The sequence below is a fragment of the Agrobacterium sp. CMT1 genome, assembly GCF_037203725.1.
GTDB classification, from domain to species: domain Bacteria; phylum Pseudomonadota; class Alphaproteobacteria; order Rhizobiales; family Rhizobiaceae; genus Agrobacterium; species Agrobacterium pusense.
In genome coordinates, this window is the sequence record NZ_JBBCAR010000017.1 from 305137 (window position 1) to 331233 (window position 26097).

25 protein-coding genes are annotated in these 26097 nt (G+C 60.1%); 20 read left to right on the plus strand and 5 right to left on the minus strand.

Going from position 1 to position 26097, the window contains the following annotated elements; genetic code table 11:
• Positions 1–125 precede the first annotated feature (125 nt).
• Entirely contained in the window at positions 126–1622 is a 1497-nt protein-coding gene (locus WA845_RS20900; protein ID WP_112555098.1) for a replicative DNA helicase, read from the plus strand.
• A gap of 99 nt (positions 1623–1721) precedes the next feature.
• On the opposite strand, the gene WA845_RS20905 is transcribed toward WA845_RS20900, so the two are convergent.
• The 3 genes from WA845_RS20905 to WA845_RS20915 all read right to left on the minus strand — a co-directional run bounded on the left by WA845_RS20905 (position 1722) and on the right by WA845_RS20915 (position 3673).
• Positions 1722–2024: an AzlD domain-containing protein gene (locus WA845_RS20905; protein WP_112555100.1), complete on the minus strand. Its 303-nt coding sequence runs from the start codon at positions 2022–2024 to the stop codon at positions 1722–1724.
• The gene (locus tag WA845_RS20910) at positions 2021–2725 is read right to left on the minus strand and encodes an AzlC family ABC transporter permease (RefSeq protein WP_112555102.1); all 705 of its coding nucleotides are present in this window, start codon (positions 2723–2725) and stop codon (positions 2021–2023) included. Before WA845_RS20910 ends, WA845_RS20905 begins: the two co-directional genes overlap by 4 nt.
• A gap of 90 nt (positions 2726–2815) precedes the next feature.
• Positions 2816–3673 carry an AraC family transcriptional regulator gene (locus WA845_RS20915; RefSeq protein WP_042936814.1) on the minus strand — a complete coding sequence of 286 codons (858 nt, stop codon included), beginning with the start codon at positions 3671–3673 and terminating at the stop codon, positions 2816–2818.
• An 86-nt stretch (positions 3674–3759) separates the two neighbouring features.
• On the opposite strand from WA845_RS20915, the gene alr reads away from it, so the two are divergent.
• The 13 genes from alr to rarD all read left to right on the plus strand — a co-directional run bounded on the left by alr (position 3760) and on the right by rarD (position 15432).
• Positions 3760–4935: an alanine racemase gene (gene alr / locus WA845_RS20920; RefSeq protein ID WP_112555104.1), complete on the plus strand. Its 1176-nt coding sequence runs from the start codon at positions 3760–3762 to the stop codon at positions 4933–4935.
• Between the two features lie 65 nt (positions 4936–5000).
• The gene (locus tag WA845_RS20925; protein ID WP_112555106.1) at positions 5001–5312 is read left to right on the plus strand and encodes a type II toxin-antitoxin system ParD family antitoxin; all 312 of its coding nucleotides are present in this window, start codon (positions 5001–5003) and stop codon (positions 5310–5312) included.
• Positions 5287–5559, plus strand: coding sequence for a type II toxin-antitoxin system RelE/ParE family toxin (locus WA845_RS20930; protein WP_337322551.1), 273 nt, complete (start codon positions 5287–5289; stop codon positions 5557–5559). Before WA845_RS20925 ends, WA845_RS20930 begins: the two co-directional genes overlap by 26 nt.
• A gap of 5 nt (positions 5560–5564) precedes the next feature.
• A complete protein-coding gene (gene radA / locus WA845_RS20935; RefSeq protein WP_004441018.1) occupies positions 5565–6971 on the plus strand; it encodes a DNA repair protein RadA in 1407 nt (468 codons plus the stop codon).
• Between the two features lie 89 nt (positions 6972–7060).
• Positions 7061–7648 carry a CvpA family protein gene (locus WA845_RS20940; protein WP_004441017.1) on the plus strand — a complete coding sequence of 196 codons (588 nt, stop codon included), beginning with the start codon at positions 7061–7063 and terminating at the stop codon, positions 7646–7648.
• Positions 7649–7786: 138 nt separating this feature from the next.
• On the plus strand, positions 7787–9295 hold the full coding sequence (gene purF, locus WA845_RS20945; protein ID WP_006700146.1) for an amidophosphoribosyltransferase: 1509 nt from the start codon (positions 7787–7789) through the stop codon (positions 9293–9295).
• A 146-nt stretch (positions 9296–9441) separates the two neighbouring features.
• The gene (locus WA845_RS20950; protein ID WP_004441013.1) at positions 9442–10182 is read left to right on the plus strand and encodes an SDR family NAD(P)-dependent oxidoreductase; all 741 of its coding nucleotides are present in this window, start codon (positions 9442–9444) and stop codon (positions 10180–10182) included.
• Between the two features lie 211 nt (positions 10183–10393).
• Positions 10394–11779, plus strand: coding sequence for a cysteine--tRNA ligase (cysS, locus tag WA845_RS20955; protein ID WP_112555110.1), 1386 nt, complete (start codon positions 10394–10396; stop codon positions 11777–11779).
• A 274-nt stretch (positions 11780–12053) separates the two neighbouring features.
• Complete coding sequence (locus WA845_RS20960) at positions 12054–12422, plus strand: endonuclease domain-containing protein (protein ID WP_004441009.1); 369 nt, start codon at positions 12054–12056, stop codon at positions 12420–12422.
• Positions 12419–12895 carry a GFA family protein gene (locus WA845_RS20965; protein WP_112553584.1) on the plus strand — a complete coding sequence of 159 codons (477 nt, stop codon included), beginning with the start codon at positions 12419–12421 and terminating at the stop codon, positions 12893–12895. The genes WA845_RS20960 and WA845_RS20965 overlap by 4 nt, the downstream gene beginning before the upstream one ends.
• The gene (locus WA845_RS20970; RefSeq protein ID WP_112553582.1) at positions 12892–13350 is read left to right on the plus strand and encodes a GFA family protein; all 459 of its coding nucleotides are present in this window, start codon (positions 12892–12894) and stop codon (positions 13348–13350) included. The genes WA845_RS20965 and WA845_RS20970 overlap by 4 nt, the downstream gene beginning before the upstream one ends.
• 3 nt (positions 13351–13353) lie before the next feature.
• Positions 13354–14310, plus strand: a complete 957-nt coding sequence (gene pip, locus WA845_RS20975; protein ID WP_112553580.1) for a prolyl aminopeptidase — start codon at positions 13354–13356, stop codon at positions 14308–14310.
• A 213-nt stretch (positions 14311–14523) separates the two neighbouring features.
• Complete coding sequence (gene rarD / locus WA845_RS20980; RefSeq protein WP_034495824.1) at positions 14524–15432, plus strand: EamA family transporter RarD; 909 nt, start codon at positions 14524–14526, stop codon at positions 15430–15432.
• Positions 15433–15483: 51 nt separating this feature from the next.
• On the opposite strand, the gene WA845_RS20985 is transcribed toward rarD, so the two are convergent.
• The gene (locus WA845_RS20985) at positions 15484–17244 is read right to left on the minus strand and encodes a peptidoglycan D,D-transpeptidase FtsI family protein (RefSeq protein WP_045534183.1); all 1761 of its coding nucleotides are present in this window, start codon (positions 17242–17244) and stop codon (positions 15484–15486) included.
• A gap of 187 nt (positions 17245–17431) precedes the next feature.
• Positions 17432–18052 carry a TIGR00730 family Rossman fold protein gene (locus WA845_RS20990; RefSeq protein ID WP_006700139.1) on the minus strand — a complete coding sequence of 207 codons (621 nt, stop codon included), beginning with the start codon at positions 18050–18052 and terminating at the stop codon, positions 17432–17434.
• Positions 18053–18208: 156 nt separating this feature from the next.
• Between WA845_RS20990 and WA845_RS20995 the strand changes: the two genes are divergently transcribed.
• From WA845_RS20995 to WA845_RS21020, 6 genes are all read left to right on the plus strand, one after another.
• Complete coding sequence (locus tag WA845_RS20995; protein ID WP_112553578.1) at positions 18209–20206, plus strand: LysM peptidoglycan-binding domain-containing protein; 1998 nt, start codon at positions 18209–18211, stop codon at positions 20204–20206.
• A 110-nt stretch (positions 20207–20316) separates the two neighbouring features.
• Positions 20317–22203: an ABCB family ABC transporter ATP-binding protein/permease gene (locus WA845_RS21000; RefSeq protein ID WP_077987762.1), complete on the plus strand. Its 1887-nt coding sequence runs from the start codon at positions 20317–20319 to the stop codon at positions 22201–22203.
• Positions 22204–22304: 101 nt separating this feature from the next.
• On the plus strand, positions 22305–23066 hold the full coding sequence (locus WA845_RS21005; protein WP_153775372.1) for a phosphatidylserine decarboxylase: 762 nt from the start codon (positions 22305–22307) through the stop codon (positions 23064–23066).
• A gap of 24 nt (positions 23067–23090) precedes the next feature.
• On the plus strand, positions 23091–23960 hold the full coding sequence (gene pssA / locus WA845_RS21010) for a CDP-diacylglycerol--serine O-phosphatidyltransferase (protein WP_004440987.1): 870 nt from the start codon (positions 23091–23093) through the stop codon (positions 23958–23960).
• 169 nt (positions 23961–24129) lie between these two features.
• Positions 24130–24261 carry a hypothetical protein gene (locus WA845_RS21015; RefSeq protein ID WP_004440985.1) on the plus strand — a complete coding sequence of 44 codons (132 nt, stop codon included), beginning with the start codon at positions 24130–24132 and terminating at the stop codon, positions 24259–24261.
• A 386-nt stretch (positions 24262–24647) separates the two neighbouring features.
• Positions 24648–25940 (plus strand): GGDEF domain-containing response regulator, encoded by a 1293-nt coding sequence (locus tag WA845_RS21020; RefSeq protein WP_337322565.1) that lies wholly within the window; start codon positions 24648–24650, stop codon positions 25938–25940.
• The last annotated feature ends 157 nt before the right edge of the window (positions 25941–26097 follow it).

Here is a 26097-nt window from a genome sequence, read left to right on the forward strand (position 1 = left end):
TGTGATCCGACTTCGCTCAGCGGACGTCGGCCTGCCATGGAGTGTTGCAACAATATCATTGACTGCAATGGCACAGAAAGCCAAACCCGAGGTGTAAGAACAGGCAAAGGGAGATCGCGCAAACCATGAACGACGCTGTGAGAAAGATCACCCCCGCGCAACCGGCGGAACCGCATTACCGCGAAGCGCCGAACAATATCGAGGCCGAACAGGCGCTGCTCGGCGCCATCCTCGTCAATAACGACGCCTATTACCGCGTATCGGACTTCTTGAAGCCCGTGCACCTCTACGAACCGCTGCACCGCAAGATTTTCGAGGTGGCAGGCGATATCATCCGCATGGGCAAGACCGCCAATCCGGTGACGATCAAGACCTTCCTGCCGGCCGACGACAAGATCGGCGACCTGACGGTGGCGCAGTATCTCGCGCGTCTGGCGGCAGAAGCCGTGTCGATTATCAACGCGGAAGATTACGGCCGGGCGATCTATGATCTGGCGCTGCGCCGAGCGCTGATCCAGATCGGCGAGGATGTCGTCAACATCGCCTATGACGCGCCGCTCGACATGCCGCCGCAGGCACAGATCGAAGACACCGAACGGCGCCTGTTCGAACTGGCGGAAACCGGCCGTTACGACGGCGGCTTCCAGTCGTTCAACGATGCGGTGGCGCTGGCGATCGACATGGCGGGCGCGGCCTTCGAGCGCGACGGAAACCTCTCCGGCATCTCCACCGGCATCCACTCGCTTGACGCCCGCATGGGTGGCTTGCAGCGTTCCGACCTTATCGTGCTTGCCGGTCGTCCGGGTATGGGCAAGACCTCGCTTGCGACCAACATCGCCTACAATATCGCCGCCTCCTATGAGCAGGAAGTGCAGCCGGACGGCTCGTTCAAGGCGAAAAATGGCGGCGTTGTCGGTTTCTACTCGCTCGAAATGTCCTCCGAACAGCTGGCAACGCGTATCATTTCAGAGCAGACCGAAGTTTCCTCGTCGAAAATCCGTCGCGGTGACATCACCGAGGCCGATTTCGAAAAACTCGTCGCCTGCTCACAGATGATGCAGAAGGTGCCGCTTTACATCGACCAGACCGGTGGTATCTCGATTGCCCAGCTTTCCGCCCGCGCCCGTCGCCTGAAGCGCCAGCGCGGTCTAGATGTTCTGGTGGTCGACTACGTTCAGCTGATGACCGGCTCCGGCAAGAGCGGCGAAAACCGCGTGCAGGAAATCACCCAGATCACCACGGGCCTGAAGGCGTTGGGCAAGGAACTCAACGTCCCGATCATCGCGCTGTCACAGCTCTCCCGTGCGGTGGAAAGCCGCGAAGACAAGCGCCCGCAGCTTTCCGACCTGCGTGAATCCGGCTCCATCGAGCAGGACGCCGACGTGGTGCTTTTCGTGTTCCGCGAGGAATATTACGTCAAGAACATGGAGCCGCGCGATATTTCCGATCCCAAATATGCCGAATGGGAAGCGCTGTTCGACAAGGTGAAAGGCACGGCCGACGTCATCATCGCCAAGCAGCGTCACGGACCGACCGGCACGGTGAAGCTTGCCTTCCAGTCCGAATTCACCCGCTTTACGGATCTGGCCGATCCGAGCTTCAGCCAGTACGAAGAACATTGAGGCGGCAATAATGGCCGAGAGGGTATGTTTACCGTCTCGGCTATTTCCCACGTTCCGGAAACAAGGCTCGAGTCCTTTCAAGACGTTGGTGGCTTTTTCTTACAATCCGATTCCACGCAGCAGCGCCACGCCAGCAACACCGAGCGTTGCGGCCGGCAGAAGGCTGAGGCGCAGCGCCGCAACCGCGGTGATTGCGCAGGCGATAGTTTCCGCCGGCCCGCTGGCGAGCGCCGTCGGCGTCACCACGGCCATCAGGACGGCGGGCGGCACCACGCTAAGCGCCTTTTTCAGGCGCGGTGTCAGCGTAAAATGAGTGACCAGCAACAGGCCGCCAAGGCGCGTGGCGACGGTTGCCGCCATCATGGCAAGGATTGTCAGCAGCGTATTCGGGTCGAGCGTCATGCCGGCTGCTCCGCCTGTTCCTCGTGGCCGAAGGCGGCGACGGCGAGACCCGCCAGCGCGCCGGCGGCGATATACCAGGCGCCGGGAACCAGCGCGTGGGTGAGACAGGCGGCGGCGGCGCTTGCCAGAAGCACGAAGCCGGTTTCCCTGCCCTTCCAGAACCCCATGAGCAGCACGATGAAGACGGCGGGAAAGGCGAAATCCAGACCGATTACCGACATATCCCCCACCACTGAGCCGAGCAGCGCGCCGGCAAGGGTTGCGAGGTTCCAGACGAGATAGATCGAGAGCGCAGCGCCGGTGAAAAAGGCCACCGTTAGCCTGTTTGCAATGACACGAAACTCCGACAACGCCCAGGATTCATCCGTCAGCACCAGCATGGCCGCATATTTCCGCCAGCCCCGGAAATCGTCCAGCTTGCCGGCGATGGAAGCGCTCATCAGCACGTGGCGCAGATTGACGAGCAGCGCCGCAAAGCCGAGCGCGCTCCAGCTAGCCGGATGGGTCCATAAGTCCATCGCCACGAATTGCGAGCCGCCGGCGAAGACCAGCAGCGACATCAGCGAGGCTTCGAGCGGCGACAGGCCCTTGCCGATGGCGACCGCGCCAAACACGACGCCGATCGGCACCATGGCCACGAGCAATGGCGCGGCGGCCCGTAATCCCGCGACGAATTCCGTCCTTTTGTCCCATATCGACATCGCTTTCTCCCTTTCAGGAGAGCGATTACGCGTAAGACATCCACCGGTCTTGTACGAAAGTGACGTCACACAGGAATGCGTGTGCCGGCATCACCCCATGCGAAACTGGCCCGGGGTAATGCCGGTGCGCGCCTTGAAATGCCGGGTGAAATGCGCCTGGTCCGCAAAACCGCACATCGCCGCCACCTCGGCCGGCATCTCGCCGGCGCGCAGAAGCCGACGCGCCCTGCGGATGCGCACGTCGGTCAGATAGGCGTGCGGGGTGATGTGGAACTCTTTCCTGAAAGCACGGATAAGATGTGCGCGACTGAGACCGGCAATGGAAGCCAGTTCCTCAAGGCCGATATCGGTCTCGTAATTGTCGGAAAGGTAGTCGCGGGCGGTGTAAACCGCCGTTTTCTCGCGCGTTTCGACCGGCAGGATAATGGCGCTGCCATGCCTGCCGAAAAGGGCGGCGAGAACCGAGAACATGCCCTCATCCGCCTCGAGGGCACCGGATTTCTCCTCCAGACGCCGGTGCGCCATCTGAAAGGCGGCCGCCATCTGCGGATCGCGCGGCAGAAACTTCGGGAATGACGGCGTACCGTGGAAGGCCCTGCCCGTCACATCCTCGATGATATCGCGCAGCAGTGCCGTGTCAGGATAGATCATCCGGTAACGGTAACCGCCGCCGCCTGGTGCACCATCGTGAATCTCGTCGGGATTGATGAGATAGAGATGCCCCGGCCCCGTCTGTTCGGTGGTGCCCTGAATGGTGGAAATCTGCGAGCCGCTTTCGATGGCGCCTATCGAAAACGTGTCATGGGCGTGAGGCGAATATTCATGGGTGAGAAACGTAGCACTCAGGCATTCCATGCCGCCAAAACGTCCGTCTCGCCAGAAACGCGTGGTTTCCGTCGTGGCGACGGGCATGAAATCGAGGGCCTGTTCCTGCGAAACATTGTGCATGAGCGAAGTTTAGAGCATTCGATCCTTACCGTCTTGAACAAAAGTGCTAGGGTCTGGTCGGTTCCAAAATCAACCGGACGCATGGCATGACAGACGACTTCGAGGATAAATTCGCTGAAACCGAAACCGACGCTTTCGAACACGCGCCACTGCGGCTGACCGTCGATCTCGGTGCGCTGGCCGATAATTGGCGGGACATGAGGAGACGCTCCGGCAAGGCGCGGACAGCGGCCGTCGTGAAGGCCGATGCCTATGGCCTCGGCATCGAGGATTGCGGCGCAGCGCTCTACCATGCCGGCGCGCGCGACTTCTTCGTGGCAACGGTTGCCGAGGGTGAGACCCTGCGTTCCTATGCACCTGAAGCACGCATCTTCGTCCTGTCAGGCATCTGGCGGGGCCAGGAACGGCAGGTCTTCGACAATGATCTGGTGCCGGTTCTCGCCTCCGAGGAGCAGCTTTCCTTCTGGATGGTGACGGTGGCCGAGCGTGGTGATCACCCCTGCGCACTGCATGTGGACACCGGCTTCAACCGTCTCGGACTGCCGCTCGACGATGCGCTGTTTCTGGCCGACGACGTGACCCGGCCGGCAAGTTTTGACCCGGTTCTGGTGCTGTCCCATCTCGCCTGTGCCGATACGCCCTCCTCGCCGATGAACAGGGCTCAGCTCGAATCATTCCGGATGGTTAGCACTGCTTTCGAAGGTATCGAATCAAGCCTCTCGGCTTCCGCCGGTATCTTTCTCGGCCCGGATTATCATTTCGACCTTACCCGTCCCGGCATAGCGCTCTATGGCGGAGAGGCGGTCAACGACGTTGCAAATCCCATGCGGCCGGTCGCCAAAGCCGAAGCGCGCATCATCCAGATCCGCGATGCGGGCGAAGGCCAGACCGTCAGTTATGGCGGCACCTTTCTGCTGAAACGCGCAAGCCGCCTCGCCATCGCGACTGTCGGTTACGCGGACGGATACCAGCGTTCGCTGTCCGGTTCCGGCATTCCGCTGCGCGAAATGGGCCATGGCGGCGCATACGGTGTCGTCAACGGCTACAAGGTGCCGGTTGCTGGCCGCGTCACCATGGACCTCACCATCTTCGACGTGACGGATGTTCCGGCCAATGCCATTCGAACCGGAGACTATGTCGAGCTTTTCGGTCCCAATGTGCCCGTAGACGAGACTGCACGGGCGGCAGGAACGATCGGCTATGAGATGTTGACAGGACTTGGTCTGCGATATGAGCGGCAATATCTGATGGCGGATGACTGAGACGCGCCTTTAGCGCTTGGAAAGCTCACGCGACCTGTGTTAAAAGAGAACAAAAGGAGATCGAAATGCCCGAAATCCATTTGAGCGAGCAGGACGAGAAGTTCATCGAGGAGCAGGTGGCGGCTGGCGTTTATAGCGACGCGGATGCAGTGATTTCTGCTGGACTTCGTTTGCTGGGCAGCGATGAGGGAAAGCTTGTAGAGCTTCAAAGGAAGATTCAGGAAGGGCTTGACGATGTCAAGGCTGGCCGGATGATGGAGTTTTCTACGGCGGACGATTTAACAGCGCACATTATCAAGCTTGCGGAGGAGCGGAATGAAGCGAAGGCGTCTGGTGGTCACCGCTCAGGCGTTGAACGATCTTCTGGCCGACCATGATTATATCTCCCAATTCAATCCTGTTGCTGCCAGACGCTTTCTGGACGACGTCAACGGCAAGATGATCTCGCTGGCGCGAAACGGGATAACCGGCGTTCCTCGGAGCTTCGCGCCGAATTTGCGGGCGTTCCCCTATCGCGAGCGATGCATCTATTTCATCGTCGATGATGATAAAATGTATGTCCTGCGCGTCGTCCACGGCCACCAAGACATCTCCGCAGATCATTTCAAACAAGAAGAAAACTGACATAGATGGCCAAAGCCAAGACTCAATTCGTGTGCCAGAACTGCGGCACGGTTCATACCCGATGGGCGGGAAAATGCGAAGGCTGCGGCGAGTGGAATACCATCGTCGAGGAAGACCCGATGGGCGGCATCGGATCCGGCCCGGGCAAGGCTCCCAAGAAGGGCCGGCCAGTCACACTCACCTCGCTTTCCGGTGAAATCGAAGAAGCCCCCCGCATCCCGACCGGCATCAGCGAACTTGATCGGGCGACCGGCGGCGGTTTCGTGCGCGGTTCGGCCGTTCTGATCGGTGGAGATCCCGGCATCGGCAAATCGACGCTCCTCATGCAGGCGGCCGCCGCCCTTTCGCGGCGCGGCCATCGCATCATCTATGTCTCCGGCGAAGAGGCGGTGGCGCAGGTGCGTCTGCGTGCGCAACGTCTGGGGGCTGCTGAAACCGATGTGCTTCTGGCGGCGGAAACCAATGTCGAGGATATTCTGGCGACGATTTCCGAAGGCAAGCGGCCCGATCTCGTCATCATCGATTCCATCCAGACATTGTGGAGCGATACCGCCGATTCCGCCCCCGGCACGGTGACACAGGTGCGCACCGGCGTGCAGGCGATGATCCGTTTCGCCAAGCAGACAGGCGCGACCATGGTGCTTGTCGGCCATGTCACCAAGGAAGGCCAGATCGCTGGCCCGCGCGTGGTGGAGCACATGGTCGATGCCGTCCTTTATTTCGAAGGTGACCGCGGCCACCATTACCGCATTCTTCGAACCGTCAAGAACCGCTTCGGGCCGACCGATGAAATCGGCGTGTTCGAAATGTCGGATCGCGGCCTCAGGGAAGTGTCCAATCCATCCGAACTGTTTCTGGGAGAACGCAACGAAAAATCACCGGGCGCTGCGGTTTTTGCCGGCATCGAGGGGACACGCCCCGTGCTCGTTGAAGTGCAGGCGCTGGTCGCGCCCACCTCGCTCGGTACACCGCGCCGCGCGGTGGTCGGCTGGGATTCGTCGCGACTCGCCATGATTCTCGCGGTATTGGAGGCCCATTGCGGCGTGAAGCTCGGTCAGCACGATGTCTATCTCAACGTCGCCGGAGGCTACCGGATTTCCGAGCCGGCCGCCGATATGGCTATTGCTTCTGCGCTGGTTTCCTCGCTTGCCGGTCTTGCCCTGCCCGCCGATTGCGTCTATTTCGGCGAAATCAGCCTGTCGGGCGCGGTGCGTCCGGTCTCGCATACGGGCCAGCGATTGAAAGAAGCTGAAAAACTCGGCTTTTCCGCCGCACTTCTGCCTTCTGCTTCGGCTGAATTGCCGAAAGGCGGCAAGGGGCGCTGGACGGAAATCGAAAGCCTTCCGGACCTCGTGGCCCGCATCGCCGGCTCCGGCAACCGGTTCAAACAGGTTGAGGACGACGAATATTGATCCTTTCGCCAAAGGAAACAGTGGTGTAAGAGGATCGCAAAATTGGCAAGGCAGCGCCTGACAGGGCGTCGCACCTCCGGAGTTGGTATATGCCCATTACAATTTTCGACGGCATCGTCATCGCCGTTGTTCTTTTCTCCGCCATTCTCGCGATGGTCCGCGGTTTTTCCCGCGAAATCCTGTCGATTGCGAGCTGGGCCGGTTCGGTCGCCGCCGCCTATTATCTTTATCCGGTCCTGCTGCCCTATGCGCGCAACTATACCGATGACGACAAGATCGCCATTGCCGGTTCGGCGGGCGTCGTTTTCCTCGTCTCGCTGATCGTGATTTCCTTCATCACCTCGCGTATTGCCGATTTCATCATCGACAGCCGCATCGGCGCACTGGATCGCACGCTGGGCTTCCTGTTCGGCGCGGCGCGCGGCATCCTGCTTCTAGTGGTCGCCGTCGCCTTCTGGAACTGGCTGGTGGATGTGAAGACACAGCCGGAATGGGTGACGCAGGCGAAGTCCAAGCCCTTCCTTGACGGGCTGGTTGGCAAGCTGGAAGCGGTTCTGCCTGACGATATCGAGCCGCAGATCCGCGCTCGCATCCTTGGAAAACCGCAGGAACAGACGACCACGCAGGCGCCTGCCGAAGATGTGCCGGCAACAAATCCGCCGGCAACGAATAATTGACACAGTGTCGCGTCTTGCAATGCATGCAAGGCGCGCTATTTGTGCTAAATATCAAGCACGACACAGACGGACCGACCGGGGGAAACACTCACCGGAATGGTCTTTCTTTTTTCTCGGTAGAGAGCAAGGGCAAGCCGGATGATTGAGCCGCTTTCGCATTCCAAGTTTCCTGAGGCCACTTTCAAGGAAGAGATCGACGGCGATACGCTGCATGAAGAATGCGGCGTTTTCGGCATTCTCGGCCATGCCGACGCCTCGGCGCTGACCGCGCTTGGCCTGCATGCCCTGCAGCATCGCGGCCAGGAAGCAGCCGGCATCGTCTCCTTCGATGGCAAGCGCTTTCATCAGGAACGCCATATGGGCCTCGTCGGTGATCATTACACCGATCCGGCAACGCTTGCCCGCCTGCCCGGCTCCATCGCCATCGGCCACACCCGTTATTCCACCACGGGCGAAGTGGCGATGCGCAACGTACAGCCGCTGTTTGCCGAACTGGAAGAAGGCGGTATTTCGATTGCCCATAACGGCAACTTCACCAACGGCCTGACACTGCGCCGCCAGATCATCGCGACAGGCGCCATCTGTCAGTCGACCTCCGATACCGAAGTCGTGCTGCACCTCATCGCCCGCTCCCGTCATTCCTCCACCGCCGACCGTTTCATCGATGCCATCAGGCAGATGGAAGGCGGTTACTCGATGCTGGCGATGACCCGCACCAAGCTGATTGCCGCGCGTGACCCGATCGGTATCCGCCCGCTGGTCATGGGCGAGCTGGACGGCAAGCCTATCTTCTGCTCGGAGACCTGTGCTCTCGATATCATCGGCGCGAAATTCGTGCGCGACGTTGAAAACGGCGAAGTCATCATCTGCGAGATCCAGCCTGACGGTTCGATCACCATCGATGCGCGCAAGCCGTCGAAGCCGCAGCCCGAGCGTCTCTGCCTGTTCGAATATGTCTATTTCGCCCGTCCCGATTCCGTCGTTGGCGGCCGCAACGTCTACACGACGCGCAAGAACATGGGCATGAACCTTGCCAAGGAAGCACCGCTCGAAGCCGATGTGGTGGTGCCCGTTCCCGATGGCGGCACGCCCGCAGCGCTCGGTTTTGCGCAGGAAAGCGGCATTCCCTTCGAATACGGTATCATCCGCAACCATTATGTCGGCCGCACCTTCATCGAGCCGACCCAGCAGATCCGCGCCTTCGGCGTCAAGCTCAAGCATTCCGCCAACCGGGCGATGATCGAAGGCAAGCGCGTGGTGCTGGTGGATGATTCCATCGTGCGCGGCACGACCTCGGTCAAGATCGTGCAGATGATCCGCGAGGCTGGCGCCAAGGAAGTGCATATCCGCGTCGCCAGCCCGATGATCTTCCATCCGGATTTCTACGGCATCGACACGCCTGATGCCGACAAGCTGCTGGCGAACCAGTATGCGGATGTCGAGGCGATGGCGAAATATATCGGCGCCGATTCGCTGGCGTTCCTGTCGATCGACGGGCTTTATCGCGCGGTGGGCGGTGAAAACCGTAATCCGGCGCGGCCGCAGTTCACCGACCATTATTTCACCGGCGATTATCCGACCCGCCTCCTCGACAAGAACGGCGAGGCGATGGGCAGCAAGATTTCCATGCTGGCCAGCAACGGCTGATAATCCCGACAGAACAAGCGGCCACCGGTCTCCGGTGGCCGCTTTTTTCTTGCCTTTTATTCCGCACGCCAGTTGCGACAATTTAATTGCTTGCAGCGGGCGGCTGCGGCTTCGTAGAAGAAGGCGCAATCATTTCGGGGGAGACCATGACTATCGATCTCAAGGGGCGCATCGCTCTCGTCACCGGCGCATCACGCGGCATTGGCTATTTCACGGCGCTGGAGCTGGCCAAGGCGGGTGCGCATGTCATCGCCTGCGCCCGCACGGTGGGCGGCCTTGAGGAACTGGACGACGCCATAAAAGCCGTCGGCGGCACCGCGACACTGGTTCCCTTCGATCTCTCCGACATGAAAGCCATCGATGCGCTGGGCGCCAATATCTACGAGCGCTGGGGCAAGCTGGATATTCTGGTCGCCAATGCCGGTGTCCTCGGCGTCATCTCGCCGGTCGGCCATATCGAGGCAAAGGTTTTCGAAAGGGTCATGACCATCAACGTCACCGCCACCTGGCGGCTGATCCGCTCGGTCGAGCCGCTGCTTCTCAAATCTGACGCCGGTCGGGCATTGATCCTGTCCTCGGGTGCCGCTCATAGCTGTCGTCCCTTCTGGGGCGTCTACTCCACCTCCAAGGCAGCTGTGGAAGCACTTGCCCGCACCTGGGCGGCGGAGACGCAGAAGAGCGCGCTTCGCGTCAACAGCATCAATCCCGGCGCCACGCGCACGGCAATGCGCGCGCAGGCCATGCCCGGCGAAGATCCCGCCACCGTGCCGCATCCGTCAGAGGTGGCCGCAGCCATCCTGCCGCTTGCTTCGCCCGATCTCAAAGAGACCGGCAAGCTCTTCCTGGTCCGGGAAAACCGGTTCGTGGATTACCGTCCGCCGGAGTGATGCCGGTCGGCGGGTCAGCCAACGTCACGAGAGAAACGCTTGACCGCGCATGACCGCCGCGCCATAACGCAAGTCATGAAAACGACGATCTGCACCTGCTGCTGAAATAATTTTGCTGGTTCGCCACCGGCCGGCTCGTTTTCGTCTCCCGCAAGGTCTTACAGACAAACGGCCCGGTCAGGACAACTGACTGCCTTTAGGGAATTGCCGCATGTCCTTGCGCCTGAAACTTCACAACACGCTGACCCGCGAAAAGGCGGAATTTGCGCCCATCGATCCTGAAAACGTGCGCATGTATGTCTGCGGCCCGACGGTCTATGATTTCGCCCATATCGGCAACGCGCGACCCGTCATCGTGTTCGATGTTCTCTTCCGGCTGCTGCGCCATGTCTATGGCGAAAATCACGTCACCTATGCTCGCAACATCACTGACGTTGATGACAAGATCAATGCGCGGGCGCTGCGGGACTATCCGCATCTGCCGCTCAACGATGCTATTCACGCCGTGACGGAAAAGACGGCTGACCAGTTCCATGCGGACGTCGCGGCGCTGGGCTGCCTTCAGCCAAGTGTCGAACCGCGCGCGACCGACAATATCGCACAGATGATCGACATTATCGAGAAACTGATCACACGCGGCCACGCCTATACGGCCGGTGGCGAGGTCTTGTTCGACACTCGCTCCATGGCGGATTACGGGCAGCTTTCGAAGCGTCCGCTGGACGAGCAGCAGGCGGGCGCGCGCGTGGCGGTGGATGCCCACAAGAAGAACCCCGGCGATTTCGTGCTTTGGAAGCTTTCCTCCCACAACGAGCCCGGCTGGGAAAGCCCTTGGGGCCGCGGCCGTCCCGGCTGGCATATCGAATGCTCCGCTATGTCCGGCCGCTACCTCGGTGACGTTTTCGACATTCACGGCGGCGGGCTCGACCTCATCTTCCCACATCACGAGAACGAAATCGCCCAGTCCCGTTGCGCGCACGGCACGCATGTCATGGCGAACGTGTGGATGCATAACGGCTTTGTGCAGGTGGAAGGCCGCAAGATGTCGAAGTCCGAGGGCAACTTCGTGACGATCTATGAATTGCTGCACACGGAGAAATTCGGCGGCCGGAAATGGCCGGGCGAGGTTCTGCGTCTTGCGATGCTGATGACGCATTATAGAGAGCCGATCGATTTTTCGGTAAAGCGTCTGGAAGAGGCCGAACGCCTGCTCGCCAAATGGCCGGCGGCGGAAGCCTCCGATGCCGCGCCGGATGAAACCGTGCTTGAGGCGCTTGCCGACGATCTCAACACCGTTGCGGCCGTGCAGGCGCTGCACGCATTGGCGCACGCGGCCAATGTGGACCCATCCAAGCTGCCGGCCTTCGCGGCGAGTGCTGCCCTCTTGGGCGTGCTGCCGAAGAAAACTGAAATGGACGAGGCCATCGTTTCGGCGGTCAACGCTCTGGTGGAATTGCGTCTGGAAATGCTGAAGGCGAAGAACTTTGCAGAGGCCGATCGGTTGCGCGATGAGCTTTCGGAGAAGGGCATTCAGTTGAAGGATGGCAAGGACAAGGAGACCGGGGAGCGGACGACGACCTGGGAGTTGAGGCGGTAGGGCTTGCGTCCAGCGCTTGAGGCTGCGGCTTGCGGTTTACCCCCCTCTGCCCTGCCGGGCATCTCCCCCACAGGTGGGGAGATCGACTCGTTGTTAGGCCCCGCATTTCTCTTCGGTCGAAATGGAGCGACGCAGGCGCGTCATGCCGATCTCCCTCCTTGTGGGGGAGATGCCCGGCAGGGCAGAGGGGGGTATCCTCGCCCACCACAATACGCTTGCGATTTTAAGTTCCCTCAACCAATCTAAGGCGAGGCACTAAACGGCGAGCCAGATCATGCCGCATGCAGATGTAGACCCAATGCATCGCAAATACGCGAAGCAAATGCGGAAAGTAATGACGGATGCCGAGCTGAAACTCTGGAACGCAATTCGCGCCCATCGCCTTGAAGGCTTGAGTTTCCGCAGACAAATGCCGATTGCCGGTTTTATCGTCGATTTCGCCTGTTCCGATCATCGACTTATTATCGAGATCGATGGCTCTCAACATACATCCGAGGCAGCTTTACACTACGATCATGAAAGAACCGTGCGGCTTGAAAAAGACGGCTGGACCATCCTCCGCTTCTGGAACCATGACGTCCTCACAGACTTAGATAATGTCTGTCTCCACATTATCAGAACGATCCGGGAGGACCGAAGATGACGACATATACCGGCGGATGCCAATGCGGCGCGGTCCGTTTTCGCGCCACTGGCGACCTGAAAGACAGTTCCATCTGCCATTGCCGCATGTGCCAGAAGGCTTTCGGGGCTTATTACGCGCCACTGGTTTCAGTTCGCAATGTGGAGTTCACATGGACGCGCGGCGAGCCGAAACGCTTCCAGTCCTCCAGCGTCGTGAAGCGCGGCTTTTGCCCCGAGTGCGGCACGCCGCTAACCTATGAGGCCCCGGATGGCATTGCGTTGGCGGCCGGCGCCTTCGACGATCCCGCCGCGCTGCCGCCAACCATCCAATGGGGCGTGGAACGGAAGATCGATTTTGTCGACAACCTCCACACCCTGCCCGCCGTTGCGACCGAGGACGACCTGACGCAGGTGGACTATCTTGCCAATCTCGTTTCCTATCAACACCCCGACCACGACACCGAAAACTGGCCACCGGAGAACAGACAATGAGCGAAACGGGTTTTTCCGGCGGCTGCCAGTGCGGCGCCGTGCGGTTCCATGCGGGCAAGCTCGGCAGGGCCTCCATCTGCCACTGCCGCATGTGCCAGAAACATTTCGGCAATTTCTTTGGCGCACTTGTGACTGCCGATCAGGCACATCTGACCTGGACACGCGGCCAGCCTGCCCTCTTCCGCTCGTCGCGGAAAATCCATCGCGGTTTCTGCAACAAGTGCGGCACACCGCTGACCTATCATTATCCCGGCGGCGTGGAGATCGCGATCGGCGCTTTCGACCATCCCGAGAAGATAGAGCCGCAGGTGCAGGTGAACATCCACAAGCGTATGCCGTGGATCGAGCAGCTCTTCGCCAAACCGGCAGTCGAACAGGGCGTCGATGAGGCCGAGATCACCTCCTACCAACATCCGGATCATGACACGGCCGAATGGCCGCCTGAGGAACGATAAAACATGACTGACGAACTGCGCGGCTTTTATCCAGAGATCGAACCCTTCGAGACCGGCACGCTCGACGTGGGTGACGGCCACACGATCTATTGGGAGCGGGTGGGCACACGCGGCGCTAAGCCGGCGGTCTTCCTGCACGGGGGCCCGGGCGGCGGGGTAAATCCCACCCATCGCCGGGTATTCGATCCCGATCTTTACGATGTCATCCTGTTCGATCAGCGCGGTTGCGGTCGCTCCACGCCACACGCGGAACTCGAAGCCAACACCACATGGCATCTGGTTGCCGATATTGAACGGCTGCGTGAACTCTGCGGCTTCGAGAAATGGCTGGTGTTCGGCGGCTCCTGGGGTTCGACGCTGGCGCTCGCCTATGCCGAAACCCATCCGGACCGCGTCAGCGAACTGGTCCTGCGCGGTATCTACACCGTCACCCGGCCGGAACTCGACTGGTACTACCAGTTCGGCGTCTCTGAAATCTATCCGGATCAATGGGAAAAATTCATCGCACCCATTCCCGAAGCCGAACGCAGCGAGATGATGCAGGCCTATAATCGCTATCTCACAGGCACTGACGAAACGAAGAAGCTGGAATGCGCGAAAGCATGGAGCCAATGGGAGGGCGCGACCATTGCACTCGTCACCGATCCCGACCGCGTCGAGGATTTCGGTGAAGACAAATACGCGATTGCCTTCGCCCGCATCGAAAACCACTTCTTCGTTAATGGCGGCTGGCTTGAGGAAGGACAATTGCTGCGCGATGCCGGCAAGCTCAGGAATATTCCCGGTGTCATCGTGCATGGACGTTACGATATGCCCTGCCCGCTGAAATATGCCTGGCAGCTGGCCAAGGCTTGGCCGGACGCGGATTTCCACATTATCGAGGCTGCGGGACATGCGATGAGCGAGCCCGGCATTCTCGATCAACTGATCCGCGCTAACGACCGTTTTGCCGGAAAATAGTATTTATTTCAGCACGTTGTGGCGGCAGGATAAGATGATGATTCACGCAGGGGTTTCCTGCGGGAATCATTTACCCGGCGCTGATCAGCACGTTTGTAAGGCAAAGCGCCTTTTATTCATGCAGTTTTTCTCATGAACCCTTCACGGAAATGAATTGGCCGCCATTGTGCCGATCCGTTATAAAACGCCATCCGAACAATTGGCGGTACTCCCATGGCACTCGACAAAACGCTTCCAGCCCAAGAGGGCGGCGACAGCGCGCGCGGTTTTGCTTTCGCGCTTTCCGCATATCTTTTGTGGGGTTTCCTGCCCTTCTACATGAAGGCAGTTGCACATATTTCACCGATCGAGGTCATCGTGCATCGCGTCGTCTGGTCGGTGCCGATCGCAGCGGTGGTGCTGATCGTGCTCGGGCGTACGGCTGAAATCCGTACGGCGCTGAGAAGTCCGAAGATGCTTGCGATGGCGAGTCTTACGGCTGCGCTCATCAGTATCAACTGGGGCGTCTACATCTGGTCGATCGGCGCGGGCCGCGCACTTGATGCCGCGCTCGGCTATTTCATCAATCCGCTGTTCAGCATCTTCCTCGGTGCCGTACTGCTGAAGGAAAAACTCTATCCGGCGCAGATCGCCGCCATCAGCCTCGTGGCGGTTGCGGTGGCCATCCTCACCTGGCATGCGGGCAGCCTGCCATGGGTTTCCATAGCGCTCACCGTTTCCTGGGGCTTTTACGCCTTTTTCCGTAAAACCCTGCCCATAGGCGCGACGCAGGGCTTCCTGCTGGAAGTCATGCTGCTGTCTATTCCCGCCGTGCTGGTCATGATCTGGCTTGCGTTCAGCGGACAGGCGCATTTCATGGGCGGCAATTCCGCCGATACCTGGCTTCTGGCGGCAAGCGGTCTCATCACCGCCGTTCCCCTCATTCTCTATGGCAATGGTGCGAAACTGCTGAAGCTCTCCACCATCGGCATCATGCAATATATCGCGCCGACGATGATCTTCCTGATAGCCATTTTCGTCTTCAAGGAGCCGTTCGACATGGTGCGTCTGGCGGCTTTCGCAATGATCTGGGTGGCGCTTGCGATCTACACCGGCTCAAGCCTGCTGCGGCTCAAGCGATGACCAAATCCTTTCTCACTCCTGCTCCCTGAACAGGAGTGAGGTAGCCAGGCGTCAGTAATCCACCAGCAATTGCGGGTTTCCCTCATAGCCGAAGCGCGGCTTGACACCGAGGAGGCCCGCCGTCTGGGCGATGATCTCGCGCGTCATGGGGGCCGCTGTCGAGGCTGCCGTGCGGCCGCCGTTCACGCCGGTCCTTGGCGCATCGATCATGGTCAGCACGACATATTTCGGCTTGTGCATGGGAAAACCGGCCACGAAGGCGTTGAAATTGATGTCCTTGGCGTAACGGCCATTGATCACCTTGTCTGCCGTCCCCGTCTTGCCGCCGACATGAAACCCCTCCACCTGTGCGCCACGGCCGGAACCCTTGATGCCGTTCCAGTTGAACAGGTAACGCATGTCGGCGCTCGTCCTGTCGTTGATGACGCTGCGCGCAAGCGATGCCGCAGTCTCTTTCGAACGCGGCAGAAAGGTCGGAGAGATCAGGCTTCCGCCATTGATAAGGGCTGCAGCGGCCACCGCCGTCTGCAACGGAGTGGTAGCAACGCCATGGCCGAAGGAGATGGTGACGGAATTGATTTTCTTCCAGTTTCTCGGCTGGGTCGGCGTGGCAACGCCGGGCATTTCCGTGTCCATTCTGGTCAGCAGACCAAGCTTCGTCAGGAATTGTTGATGGCCCTCGACACCGACCCTGTCAGCCACCGCCGCCGTGCCGATATTCGATGAAAATTGAAACACTTCCGGAATGGAGAGCGGCCGGTTTCTTCCCTTGAAATCCCTGATGGTGAAGCCGCCCATGCGGATCGGCCGCGACGCATCCACCACCGAATTGAGCGTAATCGCCCCGGCATCCAGACCCATGGCGAGCGTGAAGCTCTTGAATGTGGAGCCCATCTCGAAGGTGGCGTTGCTCATCCTGTTGAACCAGCCTTTTTCATACTCCTTGTCGACGCTGCCATCAGCGAGGGTGCGGGAAGGTTCGTTCGGATCGTAATCCGGGACGGAAGCCATGGCCAGCACTTCGCCCGTCTCCACATCCAGGATCACCGAGCCGGCGGCTTCGGCCTGATAGGCACTTTTCGCCTTCACGACCACGTCGCGAACGATGTTCTGTACCCTGAGATCGATGGACAGCCGCACCGGTTCCAGTGGCGTGCCGCTGGCAAGACCCACAGCGCGCAGATCGGCCAGCCCCTGCTGGTCCAGGTAACGTTCCATGCCGGCGAGACCCTGATTGTCGACATTGACGTGGCCGATAATATGCGAAGCGGTTGGGCCGCCCGGATAAAACCGCCGTTTTTCCGGACGGAAACCGATACCCGGTATGCCGAGATTGAGAATATCCGCCTGCTGCCGCGGTGTCAGCTGGCGTCGCAACCACTGGAAGCCTGTATCCGAACGCAATCTACGATGCGTCTCGCGCCAGTCCAGATTGGGAATAACGGTCGCGAGTTTTTCCACCACCTCGTCCGGATCGACGATCCTGCGCGGATCCGCATAAAGCGATACCATGTTGAGATCGGTCGCCAGAAGCGTGCCGTTGCGGTCGACGATGTCAGGCCGTGAGGCGATGGCGTTGACGCCGGAATTGATCCATGCGGTGGAAACGGGTTCGGCGAGCCCATATTGAACGAGGCGCGCAGCGGCAACGCCATAGATCGCAATGAAGACGGCGATGACGATTGCAAGCCGCGTCTTTGCCTCCGCCCGGCGGCGGGCGACCGAACCGAAGACGACCTCCCTGCCCCGCAGCGGGTTTCTCTTGATAATGAAATGCGTCCGGCTCTTCAGCCGCATCACGAAAGCAATCATTGCCGATGACACCCACCCGAGGCGGCGGAGCAAAATTCCGCGATAACCAACGCCTGGGAAACGGTGACACAGGATCAGTCGCCGGGCCACGAAAAGGACGGGCGGAAGGATGCCGCCGTTAAATCTATATTAATATACATTTAAAATTGTAACGAGCCGCCCGAGCGGCCGTTAACAATCGCCGGGCCTACAGGCGCGAAATCACCGAAGGGTCGCCTTCAGGGTTCTGCTGGGCCAGCGCGCGGTCGATGATGGCGGGGACGATGTCCTTCACCTCGTCAATGATGAGCGGATTGAGAAGATGCGCACGGTGGATGAAGCCCTGGTCGCGCATATGTTGCACGAGTTCTAGCATCGGGTTCCAGAAACCGTTGATATTGGCAAAGACCATTGGCTTCGCGTGACGGCCGAGCTGCGCCCAGGTCATGATCTCCACGATCTCTTCCAGCGTGCCGACACCGCCCGGCAGGGTGACGAAAGCATCCGAGCGCTCGAACATCATGTGTTTGCGCTCGTGCATGTCCTTGGTGATGACAAGCTCGTTCAATTGTCCGAGAGAATGGCGTGTTGCCTCCATGTCGACCAGAAATTCCGGTATGATGCCCGTCACTTCGCCGCCATTGGAAAGAACGCCGCTGGCAACTGCGCCCATGATGCCCTTGGTGCCACCACCATAAACCAGGCGAATGCCGTTTTCGGCAATGGATTTCCCAAGCGCACGGCCTGCTTCCATGTGGGCGGGATCACGTCCGGGCTGGGAGCCGCAATAAACGCAGATGGATCGAATCGCTGTATTTTTGTCCGTCATGAAGGGAAGGAACTATGTGCAATGCGGCACGTCAAGAAAATTTGGGAAATCCCTTGCAAATATGGCCTTTTGGCCACTCACCGCTTGTCTGGCGCAAGGTAAGACGCTAGCAATCTCAACTCGTGTGAAAAGCTTGAATTATCCGGAGCACCCAGGATGAAAAACAATAAAGCCGGTTTGCTGGCGCTGATCGTGTTGGGGATTGCATCCCTGCTCATGATCTTTTTCGTCCTGCCGCGGATTTCAAACGACGGCAAGCCGATCGGCGACGCCATCAACGAGGCGGGCAACGCCGTGAAGAACAGCGTGGAAATGGGCGCCGACAAGGCGGGCGACATCCTGTCCGATGCGGCAGAAGAAACCGCCAATATCGCCGACAAGGTCGGCCGTCTGGCGGCTTCCGCCACACAGTCGATCAAGGATCTGACCACGCTTTTCGCCGACAGCAAGGTCCCCTCCGACGCCGATTTCGCAGCGGCGCGCAAGAAGGTCGAGACCTCGCTCAAGGAACTGACGAATATCGAAATTCCCGAGTCGCTGGATGAAACGACGTCGCGGCTCATCACCACGGCCCGCACCGCCGCCGAGCGCACCACGGCCTTCCTGCGCGGCCTGCCTGACAATGCGGCGGCAGCGGCGGCGCAGGTGCGTCGTCTCGCGGGCGTCTTCGCCGGCACCGACGATGGCGCGCCCGAAGCGGCGAAGCCGGCGGCGGCGCCAGCCGATGCCACGCAGACCTCTTCCGGCGCGCCGACTTTCGACGTCCTGCGCGTCGAGCCTGATGGTTCGGCGGTTGTTGCCGGCAAGGCGCAGCCGGGTGCGAAACTTGAAATCCTGAGCAACGGCAAGGTCGTCGCCCAGACAACGATCGACGGCTCCGGCGATTTCGCAGCCGTTTTCGACAATCCCCTGCCGCCCGGCGACCATGAACTGGTGCTGCGTTCGACCGATACCGCCGGCAAGGCGACGCAGTCTGAGGAAGTGGCGACGGTTTCCGTTCCGGAAGGCAAGGCCGGCGAGCTTCTGGCCATGGTTTCAAAGCCCGGCAAGGCAAGCCGGGTCCTCGCCATGCCGGAGGCGGCCCCTCCGGCGCTTCAGCCGCAAACGCCATCACAACAGCCTGCGGCAACGGCTGCGACCAACGCCAATGCGGCCTCCGTACCGCTTGCCGGCGCGGCCGCTGCCGCCGCTCCGTTGACGTCGAGCGTCCAGGTCACTGCCGTCGAGTTCGAGGGATCGAAGATTTTCGTCGCGGGTTCCGCGCCCGCCGGTTCGACGGTTCGCGCGCTGGTCGATGACAGGGAAATCGGCAAGGCCACGACGGAAGCCTCCGGGCATTTTGTCATCGAAGGCGAGGTCGATCTCGCCGTTGGCAGCCACATCATCACCGTCGAGGAGCTGAATGCCGACGGCACCGCGAAAGTGCGCGTGCGCGTTCCGTTCGAAAGGCCGCAGACCGACCAGGCAACCGTCGCGATGCAGACGCCGTCTGCTTCTTCGTCAGCGGCGACGACTGCAGTGCCGGCCGAAAACCAGAGCACGGCAAGCGACCGCGCCGCTTTCGAAAAGCTGCGCACCGATGTCGCCAAGGCCTTCGGCATCCTCTCCAATCTCTACAGGGACCAGCCGACACCGGCGCTCGATCAGGCAATAGCCGGCCGCTCTGCCGTGGTGATTGCGCTGAAATCGCTTTCGGAGTTCCGCACCGCGGCAGCCACCGAGCCGGACTTCACAGCCTTCGCCGGCGACATCGCCGCCAAGGCGCGCCAGCTGCTGACATCGGTCGAAGCCTGGCCGAATGACGTGGCGGCAATCGGCAAGGGGCTGGCTTCGCTGGCCAGCAGGCTTGCCGAACTCCACATCACCGCGCCGCCCGCTCCCACGCCACAGGCGCCAGCCGGTCCGCAGACCTTCGAGCAGGCGCCGCTGGCCGAAAGCCAGAACAGCGTCATCATCCGCCGTGGTGACACGCTGTGGCAGATTTCGCGCCGCGTCTATGGCCAGGGCGTCCGTTATACCACGATCTATCTCGCCAATGAGGACCAGATCAAAAACCCTGACCTGATCGAGCCCGGCCAGATTTTCGGCGTGCCGAAAGAGGCCCTGCCGAATGCGGAAGAACTTCACCGCAAGCGGCTGAAAGGTGGCTCTTGAGCAACTGAACCGTTGCGGTAAATCCGCAACGGTCCTATCTGTGACGCGCGCGGCGGCTTGACCAAAGCCGCCGTCATGCTGTCGGCTTCCGGCAGTGACCGGAGAGTATGATGGCCACGAAGAAAAAAACCATTTCTGCGGATTCCAGCAATCCCACCCAGACGCTGATCAATCTCTGGCCCTATATGTGGCCGGAGGGGCGGTGGGATCTGAAGATGCGGGTGGTCTGGGCCACCGTATACCTTGTTGTCGCCAAGCTGGTCCTCATCTCCGTCCCCTATTTCTTCAAATGGGCGACAGACGCGCTGAATGGCAGGCTCGATATGGCGGGGCTGGTCCCGGTCTTCCTGCTGGGCGCGGTCGCCCTTGTCATCGCCTATAATCTGACGCGGCTGATACAGGTCGGGCTTAACCAGCTGCGCGATTCGCTTTTTGCCAGCGTCGGTCAGCACGCGGTCCGCCAGCTGGCCTACAGAACATTCGTACACATGCACCGGCTTTCGCTGCGCTTCCATCTGGAGCGCAAGACCGGCGGGCTCTCGCGGGTTATCGAGCGTGGCACCAAGGGCATCGAAACCATTGTCCGCTTCACCATCCTCAACACCGCGCCGACCTTCATCGAATTCCTGCTGACGGCAATCATCTTCTGGGCGTCCTACGGCTTTTCCTACGTTCTCGTCACGGTCATCACCGTCTGGGCCTATATCTGGTTCACTGTCCGGGCCAGCAACTGGCGAATCTCCATCCGCCGCGCGATGAACGACAGCGACACCGATGCCAATACCAAGGCAATCGACTCGCTGCTGAATTTCGAAACCGTCAAATATTTCGGCAATGAAGAGATGGAGGCGCAGCGCTTCGATGTCGCAATGGCGCGTTACGAAAAATCGGCGATCTCGATCTGGACCTCACTCGGCTGGCTGAACTTCGGCCAGGGTGTGATTTTCGGCCTTGGCTCCACCGTCATGATGGTGATGTCGGCGCTTGCCGTGCAGCGCGGCGAACAGACGATCGGTGATTTCGTCTTCATCAATGCACTTTTGCTGCAGCTTTCCGTGCCACTCAATTTCATCGGTTTCGTCTATCGCGAAATCCGTCAGGGCCTCGCCGATATCGAGCAGATGTTCGAGCTTCTGGAAGTGGAAGCCGAGGTTACCGACAGGCCGGGTGCGACGCCGCTCGCCGCCGGTCCCGGCGCGATCTCGTTCCGCGACGTGCATTTTGCCTATGATGCCGAGAGACCGATCCTGAAGGGCATTTCCTTCGACGTGCCGGCGGGCAAGACAGTCGCCATTGTCGGGCCTTCAGGTGCAGGAAAATCAACGATCTCGCGGCTGCTCTACCGTTTCTACGATATCCAGGAAGGGGCGATCACGATTGACGGGCAGGATGTCCGCGACGTGACGCAAAAGAGCCTCCGTTCCGTCATCGGCATGGTTCCGCAGGATACGGTGCTGTTCAACGATACACTGGCCTACAATATCCGTTACGGCCGCCCTTCGGCGAATGACGAAGACATCACGGCGGCAGCGGATGCAGCCCAGATCAGCGCCTTCATCGGAAAGCTTCCGGATGGCTACGCCACCATGGTCGGGGAGCGCGGGCTGAAGCTCTCCGGTGGCGAAAAGCAGCGTGTGGCGATTGCCCGGACGATCCTCAAGGCACCGCCGATCCTGATCCTCGACGAGGCGACCTCGGCGCTCGATACGCATACGGAGCAGGAAATCCAGAGCGCGCTTGATATCGTTTCGAAAAACCGCACCACACTGGTCATCGCCCACCGGCTCTCCACGGTGATCGGCGCAGATGAAATCATCGTGCTGAAGGAAGGGCTGATCGCGGAGCGCGGCACGCATACATCCCTGATGGCCCAGAACGGTCTTTACGCCTCGATGTGGAGCCGCCAGCGCGAAGCTATCCGGGCAGAAGAGATGCTGCGCCATGTTCGCGAAACCGACGATCTCGGTGTCGTGGACCGCGGCGAACCAGCGCATTGAGGCGCATAAACGCCTGATAACGGCCCCCGCATGGCAAGGGGACCATTGCCGGGCGGTCCGTTTGGCTGTAACCAGCTAGGCAAAATTTGTCGCACGTCCGTATGGATCATGTCGTATCACGACCACATATAGACGCGACAGACAAAACCGGAGCAAGGAACCATATGAATCTGTTCGACACCATTCGCAACACCATCGTACCGATCCACAAGGAAGGTTATGTCTTCGTAGCCGCTTTCTTCGTGGCATCGCTGGTGCTCGGCTGGATCGCCGAACCGCTGTTCTGGGTCGGCCTGGTGCTGACGGCCTGGTGCGCCTATTTCTTCCGCGATCCCGAGCGCGTGACGCCGCAGGATGACGACCTGATCATCAGCCCCGCCGATGGCAGGGTTTCCGCCGTACAGACCGTCATCCCGCCGCTGGAACTGGAGCTGGGCAAGGAGCCGATGGTGCGCATCTCGGTGTTCATGAACGTCTTCAACTGCCACGTGAACCGTTCGCCGGTCCGCGGCCGCATCGTCAATGTTGCCTACCGCCCCGGCCTGTTTCTCAATGCCGAGGTGGACAAGGCTTCCGAGGACAATGAGCGCAACGGCCTCGTCATCGAAACGTCGCATGGCAAGGTCGGCGTGGTGCAGATCGCCGGCATGGTCGCTCGGCGCATCGTCTGCTGGGTCAAGCCAAACGAGCCCGTCGATGCCGGCGAGCGTTTCGGCCTTATCCGCTTCGGCTCGCGCCTTGACATCTTCCTCCCGGAAGGCTTCCAGCCGCGTGTATCCGTGGGTCAGACGGCAATCGCCGGCGAGACCGTGCTGGCAGAGTTCGGTTCCGCCAAGGGTCCGCTCCTCAGCCGCCGCGGCTGATGACGATCAGGAAAGACATGCGCCATGGAAACGCCGATCGCCGAACCGCCGCAGAACGGAAAACATGAGGGCAGAAAGGATAGCGGCCGCGGGCCGCGCCTGAGAGAAATTCCCTTTCGCCTGCTTGTTCCCAATCTCATCACCGTTCTGGCCATCTGCGCCGGCCTCAGCGGCGTGCGGCTGGCCATCGAAGGGCGTTTCGAACTCGCCGTTGGCATGGTGCTGCTCGCGGCCTTCCTCGACGGCATAGACGGGCGCATCGCCCGCATGATGAAAGCGACGTCCAAATTCGGCGAACAGATGGATAGTCTGGCCGATATCGTCAATTTCGGTGTCGCGCCCGCGCTGGTGGTCTATGCCTATCTTCTCGATCAGGCGCGGTCGATCGGCTGGATCGCCGCCCTCATCTATGTCATCGCCGCGGGTCTGCGCCTGGCGCGCTTCAACGTGATGATCGAACGGCCGGTCAAGGCGCCATGGCAGAACGAGTTTTTTGTCGGCGTCCCTGCCCCGATGGGTGCCATGCTGGTGCTGCTGCCGGTCTATCTCGGCTTCCTCGGCGTCGAGCCGGACAAGCCATTCGCTTATGTCGCTGCCGCCTATACCGTGCTGATCGGTTATCTCCTTATCAGCCGCCTCCCGGTCTGGTCGGGAAAATCAGGCACAAGCCGTATCCGCCGCGATCTCGTGCTGCCGATGATCCTCGTCGTCGTTCTCTATGTGGCCATGCTGATGAGCTTCACCTGGGAGGTGCTGGTTCTCACCGTTGCCGCCTATCTCGTCTTCATTCCCATCAGCGCGCGGCTCTGGCACCGCCGCTACGGTACGCTTACGATCGAAGAGGACGCGCATGACGACGGAAATGGCGGCAATGGCCTCGATCGCAGCATTTAAAACCGCAGGTATCATTTTTCTTGCTTCACCTATCTGCGCCGTGGCGCAAAATGTCGCACCCTGAACGGCCGGCTTCGCGTTTTCCGCCTCGAATCCGTCAAGATTAGCCGCGAAAGAAGGGGCTCACACGCATCGCAACGGCGTTTGGCGTGAATTGTGGAGAGAGAAAATGACGAACGAGACGAAGGCACAGCCGCAGGCAAAGCCGGACCTCAAAAGCCACTACCGCCCGCTCGGACTGAAGGCCGTCGCGGCCGCAGCGCTGATGTTGAAGCGCAAGCCCGCAGCCAAAACCGCTTGAAAATAAACGATTTTTCTTAAATCGGACAGGTCGGCGCCTGATAGGTCAGCTGACCGAAGACGGTCAATCCGGGATAACCGAGCACAACACGGCGCTATGAATGGCGCCGTTTTCTTTTGCTACCGTCATGCGCCATTCCGGCCAGGACCATGGAGCCGATCCGTTATAGTGTAACGTGACTGCAACAAAACCATGCTAAAGTATTCGACTTCCACGAGACGACTGTACGGACAGTCTCGCATCAATTACTGAGAAATTACAAATTTTCTACTTTAGAGATTCATTCCTCTGCGGTTACCAAGATTTTCAATACCGTGACGTGCGGTGGCGAAAGAATGAAGTTTCGTGGAGACATCATGAAGACGGCCATGGGGGGCTTGGGCGGCATGCAGGATAAAATCCTTCTGATTGAAGATTCCGTTGCTCTGTCCATGCTGCTGAAGACGCGCCTTTTGGAAGAGACGCAGGCCGAGGTGATCCACTGCGACAGCATGGCCGCGGCCGATACCCTGCTGCGCGCCCATGATTTCACGCTGGCGCTGACGGGTCTCAATCTTCCCGACGCTCCGAAGGGTGAAATTCTGGCGCTGCTCTCCGAACGCAAAGTGCCCGCCATCGTCTTCACCGCGACAGTGGATGAGGAGGCCCGCAAGCGTTATGCCGAGAAGAAGATCATCGACTATATCGTCAAGGACGGTCACCGCACCGTCGACGCGGTGGTCAAAACCGTCGACAGGATTCTGACCAACAGGCAGTTTTCCGTTCTGGTGGTCGATGATGCGCGGACCGCGCGCTCCGGCCTCGTGGAAATTCTGGAACGGCAGAACTTCAAGGTCAGCGAGGCGCATTCGGGCAATCGCGCGCTGGAAATCCTGGCGCAGGACCCGTCCATCCAGCTCGTCATCACCGATTATCACATGCCCGATATGGACGGCTACGAACTTACGCGCCGCATTCGCGACAGCCGCTCCTCGGAGGATCTGCGCGTGATCGGCATATCATCCTCCACGGACCGGCTGCTTTCAGCAAGCTTCCTGAAGGCGGGCGCGTCGGATTTCGTCTATCGCCCCTTCGTGCCGGAAGAGTTGCAGTGCCGTATCGACAACAACATAGAAACGCTGAAACAGCTCAAGCGCCTGCGCGAACTGGCCGAGCGCGATCATCTGACAGGCTTGCCGAACCGCCGCTCCTTCTTCGAGCGCACCCGTGCACTCATGGACGTTATCAATGACAATGACGAAAATGGCGCCGTCGCCATCCTCGACATCGATCACTTCAAGAAGATCAACGACACGCTGGGGCACGATGCGGGCGACCGGGCTCTAAAAAAGCTGGCGGAGCTTCTGCATGACAAGTGCGACGCGCACCGCCACATTCCCGCCCGTCTGGGCGGCGAGGAATTCGCGGTCTTCCTGCGCGGCCTGGATGCCCACGCCGCCTATGCATTCTGCGAAGAATTACGCGCCCATGTGGAAAAAAGCGGCCGACAATTGAGCGGCAGCAGCCTCGCACTGACGATTTCGCTCGGCGTCGTAGAGATCGAGAAGGGCGAGCCCTTCGACAACCAGTTGAATGCCGCCGATCAGCTGCTCTATCTCGCCAAGGCGAACGGCCGCAACCGCGTCTATTCCGATATCATGATCCAGGAAGGTTTGCAGAAGATCGGGTGGAACGGCTGAGTTTCTTCCGGAACTGAGGCATGGGGAGCGAGCGGATGAGGCTTGTTCTTCTCCCCGCCGGGGAGAAGCCCGCGGCAGCGGGATGAGGGGCAAGTCCACCGTATATCTCTGCCGTAGCCCCTCATCCGACCCTTCGGCCACCTTCTCCCCCTCGGGG